At 63.7% G+C, this 14,959-nt stretch carries 15 protein-coding genes; 12 read left to right on the top strand and 3 right to left on the bottom strand.

Features of this window, described 5'->3' with window-relative positions; genetic code table 11:
- Nucleotides 1-4: 4 nt before the first annotated feature.
- A complete protein-coding gene (locus CHX26_RS00365) occupies nucleotides 5-1,660 on the bottom strand; it encodes a ShlB/FhaC/HecB family hemolysin secretion/activation protein (RefSeq protein WP_104940660.1) in 1,656 nt (551 codons plus the stop codon).
- Nucleotides 1,661-1,957: 297 nt separating this feature from the next.
- Here CHX26_RS00365 and CHX26_RS00360 point away from each other — a divergent pair, with 297 nt between their 5' ends.
- The 6 genes from CHX26_RS00360 (at nucleotide 1,958) to CHX26_RS00335 (ending at nucleotide 7,612) form a co-directional block, all read left to right on the top strand.
- Nucleotides 1,958-3,280, top strand: a complete 1,323-nt coding sequence (locus tag CHX26_RS00360; RefSeq protein ID WP_104940659.1) for a FecR family protein — start codon at nucleotides 1,958-1,960, stop codon at nucleotides 3,278-3,280.
- Between the two features lie 64 nt (nucleotides 3,281-3,344).
- Nucleotides 3,345-5,648 (top strand): EAL domain-containing protein, encoded by a 2,304-nt coding sequence (locus tag CHX26_RS00355; RefSeq protein WP_104940658.1) that lies wholly within the window; start codon nucleotides 3,345-3,347, stop codon nucleotides 5,646-5,648.
- A 71-nt stretch (nucleotides 5,649-5,719) separates the two neighbouring features.
- On the top strand, nucleotides 5,720-6,031 hold the full coding sequence (locus CHX26_RS00350; RefSeq protein WP_172449621.1) for an I78 family peptidase inhibitor: 312 nt from the start codon (nucleotides 5,720-5,722) through the stop codon (nucleotides 6,029-6,031).
- Nucleotides 6,028-6,417 (top strand): RidA family protein, encoded by a 390-nt coding sequence (locus CHX26_RS00345; RefSeq protein ID WP_104940657.1) that lies wholly within the window; start codon nucleotides 6,028-6,030, stop codon nucleotides 6,415-6,417. Before CHX26_RS00350 ends, CHX26_RS00345 begins: the two co-directional genes overlap by 4 nt.
- Nucleotides 6,417-7,022: a DUF1214 domain-containing protein gene (locus CHX26_RS00340; protein WP_104940656.1), complete on the top strand. Its 606-nt coding sequence runs from the start codon at nucleotides 6,417-6,419 to the stop codon at nucleotides 7,020-7,022. Before CHX26_RS00345 ends, CHX26_RS00340 begins: the two co-directional genes overlap by 1 nt.
- The gene (locus CHX26_RS00335) at nucleotides 7,019-7,612 is read left to right on the top strand and encodes a DUF1254 domain-containing protein (protein WP_104940655.1); all 594 of its coding nucleotides are present in this window, start codon (nucleotides 7,019-7,021) and stop codon (nucleotides 7,610-7,612) included. Before CHX26_RS00340 ends, CHX26_RS00335 begins: the two co-directional genes overlap by 4 nt.
- Here CHX26_RS00335 and CHX26_RS00330 read toward each other — a convergent pair.
- Nucleotides 7,606-7,983 carry a hypothetical protein gene (locus tag CHX26_RS00330; RefSeq protein ID WP_104940654.1) on the bottom strand — a complete coding sequence of 126 codons (378 nt, stop codon included), beginning with the start codon at nucleotides 7,981-7,983 and terminating at the stop codon, nucleotides 7,606-7,608. The genes CHX26_RS00335 and CHX26_RS00330 overlap by 7 nt on opposite strands.
- Before the next feature lie 126 nt (nucleotides 7,984-8,109).
- Between CHX26_RS00330 and CHX26_RS00325 the strand changes: the two genes are divergently transcribed.
- Genes CHX26_RS00325 through CHX26_RS00305 form a run of 6 tightly spaced genes read left to right on the top strand, consistent with a single transcriptional unit; the run spans nucleotide 8,110 to nucleotide 14,157 of the window.
- Nucleotides 8,110-9,255 carry an acyl-CoA dehydrogenase family protein gene (locus CHX26_RS00325; RefSeq protein ID WP_104940653.1) on the top strand — a complete coding sequence of 382 codons (1,146 nt, stop codon included), beginning with the start codon at nucleotides 8,110-8,112 and terminating at the stop codon, nucleotides 9,253-9,255.
- A 21-nt stretch (nucleotides 9,256-9,276) separates the two neighbouring features.
- Nucleotides 9,277-10,332 (top strand): enoyl-CoA hydratase/isomerase family protein, encoded by a 1,056-nt coding sequence (locus CHX26_RS00320; protein WP_104940652.1) that lies wholly within the window; start codon nucleotides 9,277-9,279, stop codon nucleotides 10,330-10,332.
- Complete coding sequence (locus CHX26_RS00315) at nucleotides 10,329-11,123, top strand: enoyl-CoA hydratase-related protein (protein ID WP_104940651.1); 795 nt, start codon at nucleotides 10,329-10,331, stop codon at nucleotides 11,121-11,123. The genes CHX26_RS00320 and CHX26_RS00315 overlap by 4 nt, the downstream gene beginning before the upstream one ends.
- A 4-nt stretch (nucleotides 11,124-11,127) precedes the next feature.
- The gene (locus CHX26_RS15525) at nucleotides 11,128-11,397 is read left to right on the top strand and encodes a hypothetical protein (RefSeq protein ID WP_146107601.1); all 270 of its coding nucleotides are present in this window, start codon (nucleotides 11,128-11,130) and stop codon (nucleotides 11,395-11,397) included.
- Nucleotides 11,394-12,260: a 3-hydroxyisobutyrate dehydrogenase gene (gene mmsB, locus CHX26_RS00310; RefSeq protein WP_104940650.1), complete on the top strand. Its 867-nt coding sequence runs from the start codon at nucleotides 11,394-11,396 to the stop codon at nucleotides 12,258-12,260. The genes CHX26_RS15525 and mmsB overlap by 4 nt, the downstream gene beginning before the upstream one ends.
- Nucleotides 12,261-12,267: 7 nt before the next feature.
- Nucleotides 12,268-14,157 (top strand): acyltransferase family protein, encoded by a 1,890-nt coding sequence (locus tag CHX26_RS00305; RefSeq protein ID WP_172449620.1) that lies wholly within the window; start codon nucleotides 12,268-12,270, stop codon nucleotides 14,155-14,157.
- Nucleotides 14,158-14,190: 33 nt separating this feature from the next.
- On the opposite strand, the gene CHX26_RS00300 is transcribed toward CHX26_RS00305, so the two are convergent.
- A complete protein-coding gene (locus CHX26_RS00300) occupies nucleotides 14,191-14,925 on the bottom strand; it encodes a hypothetical protein (protein WP_104940648.1) in 735 nt (244 codons plus the stop codon).
- Nucleotides 14,926-14,959: the final 34 nt, after the last annotated feature.

Here is a 14,959-nt window from a genome sequence, read left to right as displayed (position 1 = left end):
GGGTTCAGAACGACTGAGTTACCCGGAGGTTGAGGCGCGGGGAGTTGTCGCCGGTATCGTAGCGTTCCTCGGTCAGCGGCACTGCCACTTCGAAATCGAGATCGAGATCGCGGGTAATGTCTGTCCGCAGGCCTGCACCGCTGGAGGCCAGTGTGCCGCTGCCGAGCCCGTCTGAAATGTTCGAGACGGTGCCGGCATCGGCAAAGGCGTAAAGCTGGAGATGGCGCACCGTACCGAGCGCCTTGGGCCAGTCATATCTGATCTCTGCCGAGCCTGCGACGCCTTCATCGCCGACCCGCTGCGCAAAATCGTACCCGCGCAGGAAGGCATTGCCGCCCAGCGCAAAGCTCTCACCGATCAGCAGCGGCGCTGTGGAAAGCTGGCCGCTGGAAGCGAGCGACAGGCTGACGCGCGGCATGATCCCGCGCCGCCAGTTGAGCCACCAGCCGAGAGTGGTGAAATCCGGCTGCGCATCGAGCCGCGAGGCCAGCGGATCCGCATTGCCAGTCGCGCCGAGAATATCCAATCCCTGGCTTAGGGTTGCACGGCCCTGCAGCCTCCCGCCTGCCAGCGGGCCAAACCCGTAGAAGCCCAGCCGGGCGAGCGCGATCCGGTCGGCCCGGGCAAGCTGGCCAAAGCTGTCCTGCCTGAGATCCTGCACCTCGCCGCTGGCTTCCAGCCACAGGCTGCGTTGCTGACCGCGCAGCAGCGGGTGGCGCAGACGGACGCCGCCCTGCCATGCATTGCCGCGAAGTTCGCGATCCGCGAGGTAGGCACCAGGCTCGGTGCGCGAATAGGTCCCGAACGCGCCGACGCTGGTGCCGGCGCTGTTGACAATCACGTTGTAGCGCGCGCTGAAGAAGGCCAGTTCGTCCGGGTCGAGCGGGGTGGAGGAAAAGCTGAGGTCAACCCGGTCGCGTGGCGAGATCAGGCCGTTGGCATCGAGATCGATCCGCGCCCTGACCGGGCCGATCGGTCTGGTGCCGTCGGTGGCGACCAGCGCCGCGCCGCCAAAATCCTCGCGCTGTGCCTTGACCACAAGGATGCGGCGTTCGCCTTCGCGTTCGAACCGGGTGGCGCCGATCCAGACGCCGGGCAGATCGTCTGCCAACAGCACTTCACGCTCCAGCGCGGCAAGTGTCACCGGGCGGCCATTGGCCAGTCGTTCAAGCTGTTGGCGGATGGCGGGATCATCGCTGCCTTCAATTCGCACCGCATCAATGATGCCTTCATCGATGCGCACCCGCAGCGTCCCCCCGACAAGCGTTTGTTGCGGGATCCATGCGGTGGCGAGGATATACCCTTCTTCTCGCGCACGGGCGGCGATGGCATCGGTCAGCCGGGCCAGTTCGGCGCGGTCGAGCGGGCGTCCGGCAAAAGGCTCGATCGTCGCGGCAAAGGTTGCTCGGTCGAGCACCTTCAGCCCATCGATCACGATCGCTCCGACATCAAGCGCATCATTGCCGCGATCAGCAAGCTGCGCGTCAAGCACCGGCAGAACCTCAATCCTGATGGCAATATCAGCCTTTGCCTGTTCTTCCTCGCGGCTGAACTGCTGGGCAGGGTTGGTGCGGTCGAGCGCATCCTGCGCCGCCAGTTGATCACTGGCGAGCAGCAAGACTGTGATCGCACACGCGTTAATCTGCCGTGAGATCGGCACGCACCCTCCGCAAGCTTGAGTGCGATTTGCCTACATCTGAAAGGTTAACGGAAAGTCAGCTAAACGTGCTGTTAACCAGCCATGTGAACGGGATCTCCGGTGTTCGTTAGGTAACGGGCAGGGACGGAGACACCTATGCAAACGTTTTTGCGCCTCTTCATGCCCCTCGCCCTGCTGCTTTAAAGCGGTACCCCCGCGCTCGCCCAGGGCACGGCCTGGACCATCAGCGAAGCCAAGGGCGTCGTCGTAGTCATCGACAGTCGCGGCCAACGTCCGGGTAAGGCTGGCGCCGAGCTGGTGGCGGGCGCAACCATTCGCACCGAAGCGCGATCATCGGCGGTGCTGGTGCGGGGCCGGGAATTCGTGACGCTGCGCCAGAACGCACAGCTGCGCATTCCCGAAGCCTCTCGCCAGAAGGGTGTGATCCAGATTCTGCAGGATTATGGCAGCGCGCTGTTCAATATCGGCAAGCAGCCAAATCCGCATTTCGGGGTCGAGACGCCCTACTTGGCGGCCGTGGTAAAAGGCACGACCTTCGTTGTCTCGGTAAGCAATGAAGGCGCCAGTCTGCAAGTCACCGAAGGCGCGGTCGAGACTTCGACCCGCGACGGCGGAGCGCGTGAGTTGATCCTTCCGGGCGCCGTGGCGATGATCGCGGCAGGCGATCCGCTGCGCATGGTGATCGAAGGCGAGGGCCGGCGTGTGCTCGATTCGCCCGCGCGAGGTTCCCAGCCGCAAGCCGCCCAACCTTCTGCCGACAGTCCTGCTGCCCCGGCCGCAGCGGCCTCCTCTTATCAGCCCGCAGCGCAGCAAGGCGAAGCACCGGCGCGCATCGAACAGGCCATCACCAGCACACCCGGCGATCTCAGGGAATATTCGCGCGGCTTTGCCTCGGGCGAGGTGGCGGTCCTGGTCGCTAGCGTTGCTGCCGACAACACTGCACGCGGTAACCGCCCCGCATTTGCCGAGGAAACCCGCGGCGCTGGCCCCAACGACCCTGGCAACGGCAACGGGAATGGCAATGGCAATGGCAGAGGCAACGACGCCGACGCCCGAGAAGGAGGAAATGGCCCTGCCGAAAGTCGCGGTGACGATGATGATTATGACCGCGACGATGATGACGACCGCGACGATGATGATCGTAATGGCGGCGATGGCGATGGCGATGGCGATGGCGATGACGATGACGACGATCGCGGCCCCGGCAACGGGAACGGCAACGGGAACGGCAGCGGCAACGACGGCGACCGCGGCCCCGGCAACGGTAACGGCAACGGCGGTGACCGCGATCCCGGCAACGGAAACGGTAACGGCAACGGTAACGAAGGCGACCGCGGCCCCGGCAATGGCGGCGGGAATGATGGAGACCGTGGCCCTGGGAATGGCAACGGCAATGGCGGTGACCGTGGCCCTGGCAACGGTAATGGCAATGATGGTGACCGTGACCCCGGCAACGGCAACGGCAACGGCAATGGCAATGGCAATGGTAACGGCAACGGACGCCGAGGCCCCGGCATCGAAATTCGCATTCGCCTCGACGAAGGCGCTGCGGTTCCCGCTGCCAGCTATGATCCGGGTGTCGCCGGTGTGAGCGGCTATCCGGCCGCCTATCCGCATTGAGGCACCACGGTCAGTCCGCGTGAAGTCCCCACGCGCCTCCTCCGCGGTTGCGGCGGCCTCGTTGATGGCCGACGGCCTTCGCGTCAGGCTCATCATGCTCGGTGCGCTCGTGCTGCTGGTCGTCATCGCGGCCAGCACGGGTGGCTTCCGCGCTGCCGATAGCCGGTTTGAAGAGTTGTCTTTCAGCCTCTTCAGCCGACCCGCCAGCGGGCAGGTGCATATAGTCGAGATGGATGCTGCCAGTATGGCGGCGATCCAGCGCTGGCCTTGGCCGCGCGATCACTATGCCCGGATGATCGCCCAGCTTGACATGGCTGGGGTACGTTCGGTCAGTTTCGACGTCGACTTTTCGAGCAGGGCCGACAGTGCGGGCGATGCGGCCTTTGCCAAGGCGATCGGTGCGATGCGTGCGCCGGTGGCGCTTGCGACCTTTCATCAGAACGCCGGGTCTCGCGACGTTCGTCAGCTTGACTCTCTCCCGATCGCACCCTTGCGGGAACATGCGCATCTGGCCTCAGTATCGGTCATTCCCGATCCGGACGGGTTCTTGCGGCAGCTCCCGCTCGGTACGCGGACTGATGGCACGCCCCGCCCCTCGCTTGCGGCTTTCGTCTCGGGGCAATCGGGCGCGGTCGGCGATAGTTTTCAGGTCGACTACGCGATCGATCCCGCTTCGATCCCGCGTCACAGCTTTATCGCCATCGAGAACGGCGTCATCCCGCCCGGAAGCCTCAAGGGCAAGGACGTAATCGTGGGTGCGACTGCGGTCGAACTGGGCGATCGCTATCCGGTGCCGGGCCATGGCGTGATCCCCGGCGTTGTGGTGCAGGCATTGGCCGCCGAGACCTTGATGGATGGGGTGCCTATCCATGGCGGCTGGCAAGTCCCGCTGATCATTGCGACGCTATTGGCGCTCGTGATTGGCGCGGCGGGTCAGCGTGGGCAGGTCGTGCTGCGGTTTGGGCTTGCGGCCGGGGGCGTGATGATCGTCATGATGATCGCGCGTTTTTATGCCGACATGTGGTTCCAGATCATGCCGGCGCTGGCGCTGCTGGCGATGATGGCGATGTTGCGCCTCGTTGTGCTCACCTATCGTGCGGCCGAACACAGGCGCCGGATCGACGAGGAAAGCGGCTTGCCCAACAAGCTCGCGCTCGAAGAGTGGGACCCTACTCCGGAACACCGGCATTTCGTTGCCGCCCAGATTGACGATTTCGATGCTCTCAACCTCGCGGTCGATCAGGCGCATCGCGGCGACCTGATGCGCCGCTTGGTCGACCGGCTACAGGTGACGGGCAATGCCATGACCGTCTATCGTGTCGACCCGCGGACGCTGGTGTGGTCGACAGCGCTGGGGCTGGATGAACTCGAACCCTTGTTGGCGGGCCTCAGGGCGGTGATGCGCAGCCCCTTCGAAATCGCAGGGCGCAGGCTCGGCATTTCGCTCACTTTTGGGGTTGCGTCTGCCGGCGGTGTGGATGCTGCCGCGAATGCCGTGCACGCTGCCAGCCTCGCCAAGCGGTCGGGTAAGCCCTGGCGTCTGCACGAAGCGGGCGAAGGCGAACTCGCCTCAGCGCAGTTTTCGCTGCTGGGGGAGCTCGACGATGCCCTTCGCGAAGGACATATTGGTGTCGTCTATCAGCCTAAGCTCAATCTTGCGAATGATCGGATCGATGCCGTCGAGGCGCTGGTGCGTTGGCATCATCCGGTGCGCGGCCCCTTGCCGCCCGACAGCTTTATCCCGCTGATCGAGGAAGCCGGACGGATCGACGACTTGACGATTGGTGTTCTTGCCCGTGCGCTAGAGGACATGCGGCTATGGAGCGACAACGGGCTTGTGATCAGCGCTGCGGTGAACATTTCGGCCACGCTCCTGAGCTCTGACCGTTTCGCCAGCCGCGCTTTGGCCTTGGTGGCGCGGGCCGATGTTCCGGCCCATCTGTTGACCTTCGAAGTGACCGAAAGCGCGAATTTCGAGGACGTGAATCAGGCCATCGCCAGTCTCGAACGGTTCCGGGCTGCGGGTATTCGCATCTCTATGGACGATTACGGCACCGGACAATCGGCCATGAACTACCTCAAGCTATTGCCGCTGTCCGAGTTGAAGATTGACCGGATGTTCGTCAGCAATGCCCACGTAGACAAGGGCGATGCGATGCTGGTGCGCTCGACTGTGCAACTGGCGCACGAGCTTGGTCTCAAGGTTGTTGCCGAAGGGATCGAGGAGGCCGAATGTCTCGCCTTCCTGCGGCGTATCGGCTGCGATTATGCGCAGGGCTATTTCGTCAGCCGCCCGCTGCCGGCTGATGAACTGGCGCAGCGTGCTGCAGCATCCGGCTTGAGCGCAAAGGCTGCAAGGGCAGCTTGAAGGCGCGGTTGATGCTTCTCATTCCGTGCCGTGGCTGATAGCTTCCCCACGCACAATTGCGAGGGGATGGCATGAAAACAATCGCAGTGATGCTGGCGTCCTTGGGCCTTGCCAGTTGTGTCACGGCCGCCGTTGAGACCGCACCTGATCCGGGCGCCACGCCCGGAGAGAGCGGTGTGATGCTCTGCAATGCCGATGCGGCCCGCAGTCATATCGGCCAGCAAGCGACGCAGACGATCGGTGTCGCAATCCTTCGGGAAAGCGGGGCGCGCACCCTGCGCTGGGGCCCGCCGAACGCCGCCTGGACAATGGATTACCGGCAGGATCGCGTGAACGTCCGCTATGATGAGGCTATGATGATCGCCGAGATTACCTGCGGATGAGTGAACGACACAGGGCGACCTCGGGTTCACCGTACGAGGCAGCTTTCGGTTTTGCCCGCGCGATCAGAGTGGGCCAGCGGATCATCGTTGCTGGCACCGGCCCGATCGAGCCTGATGGTTCGACCACGCCGGGCGGCGCCGGGGAGCAGGCCGAACGGTGCTGCGCGATCATCATCGCGGCAATCGAGGAATTGGGCGGCAGCGCAGCCGATTTGGTGCGCACCCGGATGCTGTTGACCGACCCTGCCGATCAGGATGCGGTTGGCGCGGTTCATGCCCGGTTCTTCGGCGCCGGCCGTCCGGCTTCTACCATGGCCGGGGTCGCGTGGCTGGCCCGGCCTGAATGGCGGGTGGAGATCGAGGCCGAAGCGGTGATCCGCGGCTGATGCGGCGCACACTCGTCTATTTTGTCGCTGCCGTCATGGGCCTCTCGCTCGGGCTCGCTAGCTCCCTGTGGATGGCGGGCCTATGGCCTGAAGGGCGCAGTCTTGCTTTCGGGAACGTCGATGTGGCGGGCTGGCGCAGCGATTTCGCAGTCGGTTCCGAAGCTGCCGATCCCTATACCCGCGCCCGCGTTGCCCGCCATGGCCTGCTGGCACTGGCCAAGACCGAGGCCGTCTACTTCACTCGCTTCGTCGATGATGACGGGCAACCCTTGCGTGAGGCTTGCCGCTATCGCATCGGGGGCGGCTCTATTCCGGCCGGGTGGTGGTCAGTCACGCTTTATGATGCGCGCAGCATGTTGCCAGGCAATACCGACGGCGCGCTCAGCATCGATGCGGGCCGGACCGGTCCCGGGGCATGGCAGGCCGTGATTGCTTCCGAACGACCCGCCGATGCTGCGCACTGGATTTCCAGCCGCAACGCTGGAACCTTCGATCTGACTCTGCGGCTTTACATGCCCGAACCCGCGCTGCTTGCCGATCCGGCGGCGGTGCTCGAACCGCCGTCGGTTACCCGGCTGGGCTGTGAAGGGGAGGATGGCGGATGAAGCGCTGGATCGGCCCGCTCGCTGTACTGATGGCCTGCGCTGTTGCAGGTCATGCACTGACACTATATTTCGCCCCCTCGTTCATCATGGCCCGCGCGATGGACGCGCTGGCGGCGCGCGGCGTGGCGCTCCATGCCTTCACCACGCCCGAACGGGTAACGCCGCAGAGCCAGCAGGTGGTGCGATCGTCGCCCGATCTGTATTACGCGCTGTGCCGCTATGACCTGACCACGCCCGAAGGGGGCGGCAGCGGTGCGCCCCGGCTTGAGGTGACGATGGCCCGGTGGGACGACTATCAATCGCTCTCGTTCTTCGATGCCAGCACCAACAACTTCGCCACAATCCGGGGGACGGGCAAATCGGTCAGCGTAGGCCTGCAACCGGGAGTGGGCGAGAACGGGCCTGTGACTGCATTCAGGACGGGTGATCCCGGGCGCTTTGGCCGCGATTTCGTGGTCTATTCGCCGACCACCAAGGGCGTGATCCTGATCCGCCGTCTTGCCCCGTCAGCCGAAGCCTTTGCCAAGGCGTTGGAAGTGGGCAAGCTCGACGACTGCCGTTTCGAACTTGCCCCGATGGTCGTTTACTGAGGCCCTGCCAATCGCGCCTCGACCAACGCGATCAGGGCGTGGAGATCGGCCAGCGCGTCAAGCTCCGCCGCGCTCACCAGGACACGCGGCGCTCCGCCAGCTTCGGCCAGCAGGATCGCCGGCAGAGCGACCTCCATCTGCGGAAAGGCCGCTGCGAAATCATCCTTGTGGTGGAACACCTTGGCCATCGCCAACCCATCCAGAAACCGCCGCCAGCGCCCATGCATCGCCACCCAGCCATAGGTCAGCGCGCATAGCGAGCAGGGGTAAGTCGCTGGCCGAACCACCTTCCACGCCGCGTCCTTGACCGCGTTCTGCCAGCCGCTGTCGGCGTTGTAGACGAGAATCAGGCGGGGCGGGGCGCTGGGCATGTCATGGTTTACGCATGCCGAGGCCGGATGGGTTGCACCAATCCGCCCTCGCCTAGCAAAAAACCGCAAGCCCGCCGTGTGCGCCAGCCTTTTCTAACCCCGCCAACCCGGTTAGAGGCCTTGGCTATGCACGGACAATTCCAACTCACCGACGATCAACTGGCGATCCGCGAGGTCGCGCAGCGTTTCACCGCCGACCGCATCACCCCCAACGCTGCCGAGTGGGACGAAAGGCACATCTTCCCGCGCGACATCATCAAGGAAAGCGCCGAGCTGGGCTTCGGCGCGATCTATGTCTCGGAACAATCAGGCGGGATCGGGCTGGGCCGCCTTGAGGCGGCGCTGATCATGGAAGCGATGGCCTATGGCTGCCCTTCCACCAGCGCCTTCATCTCGATCCACAACATGGCCGCCTGGATGATCGACCGTTTTGGCGGAGAGGCGGTGAAGGCCAAGTATCTCCCCGATCTCGTCACCATGGAAAAGATCGCCAGCTACTGCCTGACCGAACCTTCGAGCGGATCGGACGCCAGCGCCCTGCGCACCACGGCGCGGCGGGACGGCGATCACTTCGTCGTCAACGGCACCAAGCAGTTCATCTCCGGCGCGGGCGCGAACGAGATTTACACCGTGATGGTCCGCACCGGTGAGGACGGGCCGAAGGGCATTTCCTGCATGGTGATCGAAAAGGACATGCCCGGCGTCAGCTTCGGCGCCAACGAGAAGAAGCTCGGCTGGCATTCGCAGCCGACCGCGCAGCTGATCCTCGAAGACGTGCGTGTGCCGGTGGAGAACCTCGTCGGCGGCGAGGGTGAGGGCTTCCGCATTGCGATGATGGGACTGGATGGCGGACGGCTCAACATCGGCGCCTGCTCGCTGGGCGGGGCGCAAAGGTGCCTCGACGAAGCGATTCAGTACACCAAGGATCGCAAGCAGTTCGGCCAGGCGGTGGCCGAGTTCCAGAACACCCAGTTCATGCTCGCCGACATGGCAACCGATCTCGAAGCGGCGCGCGCGCTGCTTTACCTTGCAGCAGCGAAGGTGACCGACAACGCGCCCGACAAGACGCGCTTTTCCGCGATGGCCAAGCGGCTGGCGACCGATAACGGCAGCGCGATTGTAGACCGCGCGCTGCAATTGTTCGGCGGCTACGGCTACTTGCAGGACTACCCGATCGAACGCTTCTGGCGTGACCTCAGGGTGCATTCGATCCTTGAAGGCACCAACCAGATCATGCGTATGGTCGTGGGCCGGGACCTTCTGCGCCAGTGAGCGCCGCGCGAGGGGAATAAAATGACCGACGATGTCCTGATCGCTACTCAAGGCCCCATCGGCCATATCAGCCTCAACCGGCCCAAGGCGCTGCATGCGCTGACCCTGGAGATGTGCCATGCGATGAGCGCGGCGCTGACCGAATGGGCGAATGACGACAGCATCAAGGCGGTGATCCTCGATCATGCCGAGGGGCGCGGCTTCTGTGCCGGGGGCGACATTGCCTTCCTGCGCAATTCGGCGCTGCATGATGGCGGCGTGTCCGGTCGGAAGTTCTTCCACGACGAATATCAGCTGAACCACCAGATGTTCACCTATGCCAAGCCGATCGTGGCTTTCATGGATGGCATCACGATGGGCGGCGGCGTGGGCATCAGCCAGCCCGCGAAGTATCGCGTGGCAACCGAGAACACCCGCTTTGCCATGCCCGAAACCGGCATCGGCCTGTTCCCCGATGTTGGCGGCGGCTGGTATCTCTCCCGGCTGGGACGCAGGCTCGGGCAGTTTCTCGCGCTGACGGGGGCGCGGCTTGATGGGGCGGAGTGCCTCTGGACGGGGCTTGCGACGCATTACGTGCCGCATGAGATGCTGGAGGATATCAAGGCGCGCATCCATGACCATCCCGATCGTATTTCAGGGATCCTCAGCGAACCCGTCGGCACCCCGCCCAAGGCGCGGATCGAAGCCAATGCCGACAAGATCGCCAAGCATTTCGCCTCCGAGCGTTACGAGGACATTCTCGCCAGCCTTGAAGCCGCCGCCGAGGCGGGGGACGACTGGGCCATGAAGGAACGTGACACGCTCGGCACCAAGAGTCCCCAGACCTGCAAGGTTGCGCTTCGCCAGCTCGCCGAGAGTGCGCAACTGACCGATTTCGCCGACAACATGCGTATGGAATACCGCATCGCCAGCCGCGTGCTGACCCGCCCGGATTTTGCCGAGGGCGTGCGCGCGGTGATCGTCGACAAGACCAATGATCCCAAGTGGGACCCGGCCACGCCCGAAGAGGTGAGCGAGGAATTGCTCGACAGCATCTTCGCGCCCCTGCCCGCCGATGAGGAATGGAAACCCTTATGACTTACGAAACCATCACCGTCGAAATGGATGCGCGCGGCACGAAGGGTGTCACGCTGCTCACCATCAACCGTCCGCAGGCACTGAATGCATTGAATTCGCAGGTTCTTTCGGAGCTGATCGAGGCTTTTGCTGCCTATCAGGCGGACGGCTCGCAGCTTTGCGCGATCCTGACGGGCAGCGGCGACAAGGCCTTCGCGGCGGGCGCCGACATCAAGGAGATGAGCGAGAAACCGGCGGCGGATTTCTATCTCGACGATTTCTTCGCCCCCTGGACCTCCGAGATCGTCAAGAAGACGAGGAAGCCCTGGATCGCCGCCGTGAACGGCTTCGCGCTGGGCGGCGGGTGCGAGCTGGCGATGATGGCGGATTTCATCATCGCGTCCGACAAGGCAAAGTTCGGCCAGCCCGAGATCAAGCTTGGCGTGGCCCCCGGCATGGGCGGATCGCAGCGGCTGACGCGGGCGATCGGCAAGTCGAAGTCGATGGAAATGTGCCTCACCGGGCGGATGATGGGCGCAGAAGAAGCGGAGCGCAGCAATCTGGTGGCCCGCGTGGTGCCGCATGAGGAACTGATCGCCGAAAGCCTCAAGACTGCCGCGACCATCGCCGCGATGCCGCCGATGGCGACCATCGCCAACAAGGAGATGGTCAACTCGGCTTTCGAAATGACCCTCGATCAGGGCCTGATCGTCGAGCGCCGGATCTTCCAGATCCTGACTGCGAGCGAGGACAAGGCCGAGGGAATGGCCGCCTTCATCGAGAAGCGCGAAGGGCAGTGGAAGGGGCGCTAGGCCCGTGATCGTCGAGTTCGTCGTCATCGTTATGCTCGGAGCCGTGGTGGCGGCTACTCTTGCGCGCACCGGTCGACCAAAGGTCTTGATTGCGACCCTTGCGGGAACGACAGTCGGCTTGATCACAAGTGTGGCACTCAAGCCCCTGCCTCCGTTCGGCGGGAGCAATTTTTTGGAGCTGCTTTTGAACCGCGTCGTGATTTGCTCTGCATTTGCCTTGCTCGCAGCAGCTCTTGGCACATGGTCTCGTCGGGAAGTGAGGAAGCCAGAATGAAAATCGCCTTTATCGGGCTCGGCAATATGGGCGGTGGGATGGCCGCAAACCTTGTGAAGGCAGGACACGAAGTCCGCGCTTTCGACCTTTCCGAACCCGCACTTGCCGCCGCGCGCGAGGCGGGGTGCACCACCTTCGCCACCGCCAGGGAAGCCTGCGCGGGTGCAGAAGCGGTCGTCTCGATGCTGCCCAACGGCCAGATCGTGAAACGGGTCTATTGGGACGATGTCATCGGCCACGCGCCTGAAGGCGCGATCCTGCTCGATTGCTCGACGATCGACGTTGCCACCGCGCGCGAAGTGATCGAGGTGACCGAGGCGCATGGCTACCAGATGGTCGATGCCCCCGTGTCTGGCGGGATCGCGGCGGCGGCGGGCGGCACGCTGACCTTCATGGTCGGCGGCAGCGACCAAGCCTTCGCCCGCGCCCGGCCTATCCTCGAATGCATGGGCAAGGCGGTGATCCATGCGGGCGCGGCGGGCAACGGGCAGGCGGCCAAGATCTGCAACAATATGCTGCTGGCGATCCACATGATCGGCACCTGCGAGGCCTTTGCCATGGCGCAGAAGCTCGGTCTCGACCCGCAGACGTTCTACGACATTTCCAGCGTCTCAAGCGGCCAGAACTGGTCGATGACGTCCTATTGCCCGGTCCCTGGCGTTGGTCCGAAGACCCCCGCAGACAATGATTATCAGGGCGGGTTCGCCGCCGGGCTGATGCTGAAGGACCTAAAGCTGGCGATGGAAGCGGCGCAGGCGGCAGGCGCCAAGGTGGAATTGGGCGACCATGCCCGCGCGATCTATGAAGCCTTCGTCAGTGACAACGCCGAGACTGACTTCTCCGGCATCATCCGCACGCTTTGAGACCTGCATGACCTTCGCGGGCGCGCCGGAGCCTGTTCGCCATCACAGGCCCGACATAGAAGGCCTGCGTGCAGTAGCGGTGATCGCGGTGCTGCTGTTCCACCTCGGAATCGACACTGCGAGCGGCGGCTTTGTCGGGGTCGATGTCTTCTTCGTCATTTCCGGCTTTCTGATCGGCGGCATTGTGGTGCGCGAAGCGGTCGCGGGCCATTTTCGGTTGGCGGATTACCTCGTTCGCCGGGTGCGCCGGATCGTGCCGGTGATGGTCGCGATACTTGCGGTCGTGAGCCTTGCCGCGGCTATACTGCTGCTGCCGGGCGAACTGGCGGGCTACAGCACGAGCCTCGGATTTTCGGCGCTGTTTGCGGCCAATATCCACTTCTGGATCAATCGCGGTGCCTACGCCGAAAGCGATCATGAAGTCCTGCTGCATATGTGGACGCTCGGGGTGGAGGGGCAGTTCTACCTTGTTTTGCCCCTGATCGTTCTTGGGTTGATCAGGCTCGGGCGGCTGGGATTGTGGTTCGGGATTGGAGTGCTGGGCTTGGCGTCAGCTACAGCTTCGTTGATGCTTGATCCCGTCACAAGCTTCTACATGCTGCCACCACGACTTTGGGAGTTCCTGCTGGGGGTCTTGGTGGCGATCGTGCCATTGCCATTTCTCGGGATGCGAGCCGTCCGTGAGGCATTGGCGTTTACCGGTGTGGCCATGATCCTCTATGCCGTGATTGCCTTCGACACCGGCACCCCCTTTCCCGGTTGGCGCGCCGCCATCCCCTGTGTCGGCGCTGCTGCGATCATTGCGGCCGGTTCGCACGGCACATCATGGATGGGGCAGATTCTGGAGACCGCACCGGCCCGCTTCATCGGAAGAATCTCCTATTCGCTTTACCTGTGGCACTGGCCCGTGATTGTCCTGCTGTTGCTGGGCCTGCCCGCTGGCGCGCTTGATCCTGCGCTTCAGATCGTGGCCGCTCTTGTCAGTCTTGTCCTTGCCGTGGTCAGCTGGAAATTCATTGAGGAGCCCTTTCGGCGCCCTGCTGTCGCGGTGCGACGCTTGCTACTAGGGAGTGGCTTGGCCACGATCGGACTGGTGGGCGTCGCAGTGGTGCTGACGCAAACAGCCGGATTGCCGCAACGTTTTTCCGAACGCGGCCTGAGCATCGCTGCGGGTCTCGACGCGCCGCTGGATGATCTGTTCCGTTCGGGCCGCTGCTTCATCCATCACCGCAGTCAGCAATTTGACGAAAGCACCTGCCTGGAGGATGCGGATGGTCGCAGCCATGTCCTACTAGTTGGCGACAGTCAGGCCGCCAACCTTTGGCCGGGTCTGCATGATAGTTTTCGCGGCAGCGCGGTTAGCCAGGTGACGGCTGCCGGTTGTCGTCCGGCGCTGGAGTACAATACGGTCAGTCGCTATCCGTTCTGCCCGAAGTTGATGCGCTGGGCGCTAAACGATTACATGGCGCAACGCCCATCGGATCTGCTTGTTCTTGCCGCGCGGTGGGAGGACAGCGATATGCCGGCTCTGCGCAGCCTGTTGCTGGCGATGCGGGAAAAGGGGCAGGCGGTGCTGCTGGTAGGCCCCCCAGCACAATGGTCGCAATTCGTCCCGCGCTTGCTCGCGCTGTCGCATGAGAGGGGGCAAGGTACTGCGCTAGCGGAGTCGCTGCGGGCATTGTCGCAAGCCGATCTCGACCGCCAGATGGCCGGGATCGCCGCAGAGACCGGGGCCGACTATGTCTCGTTGCTGCGTATTCAGTGCGCTCCGCAATGTCGCTATTTCGGTAAGAGCGGAACGCCTCTGATCGTGGACGACAGTCACTTCACGCGAGAAGCCAGCCTGCTTTATGCAAGCGCATTCGAACATCCCGCGCTTGTCAGGGCGAAGGAGTAATGCCTGCCCACGTGAGCCGGTTGGCACTATCCGTTATGATTTGAGCTTGGGGCAAAGACCGATGGCAGCGTCTCGCAAGCGTTGCGCTGCGGCGGGCTCGCTTCGCTCCGCTTCCTTGATGGACTGTTCAAGCACTGCGCAATCGTAACGCGCCCCACGTTTTAGCGTGGCTGCAGCAATATCGGCGAAGGCCGTAGTTGGCATCACCCGCGCACCCCGTCGCAGGAAGGTGGCATTCCAGCGGTCCGTTCCGCTGATGATGTCAACCAGTGTGCTCTGACCCGGGCCGTCGGGTTCGTCGAGCACGGTGGGCCCAAGTTCGCGCAGCAGATCGTCCGGCGTCGCTGAACGCAGAAAAAGAGCGGCATAGCGGCGGGCGGCCTCGGCCTTGTCACCTGCTTGCAGTGCAATCCGCAGCACCGCTTCTTGCGCCAGCGGCTCGCGCCAGCCTCTTTGCCCGGCGATCTGGATTGTCACTCCGGCCTGTTCAAGTTCTCCGGCCTTGGTCTGCGCCATTGCCAGCAGAGTGAGGTGCTCGGCCGGCACCGGGCGTTTCATGACAAGCCTTCTCGCTTCCTCGAGACCGCGTTGACTGTCCGTGCCCTCGACCGCACCGGCAGCGATCTGTACCTGAGCTTCGCTGCGCAGCGGCGCAGGGACGAGCGACGCCAGCGATGGCGTAAGGTCGGACTGCCGGTCGATCTGCAGGAGCGTCGTCAGCACTGCCAATCCGAGCATTCCGGCAAACCAGATGAGCCGCGCAATCATCGCCCTGCTCTCCTTTGATCAGCCGCAATTCGCG

Origin of the sequence: Porphyrobacter sp. HT-58-2, from assembly GCF_002952215.1 — a bacterium.
In the GTDB taxonomy this organism is placed as follows: domain Bacteria; phylum Pseudomonadota; class Alphaproteobacteria; order Sphingomonadales; family Sphingomonadaceae; genus Erythrobacter.
This window is presented reverse-complemented; position numbering and strand designations above follow the sequence as displayed.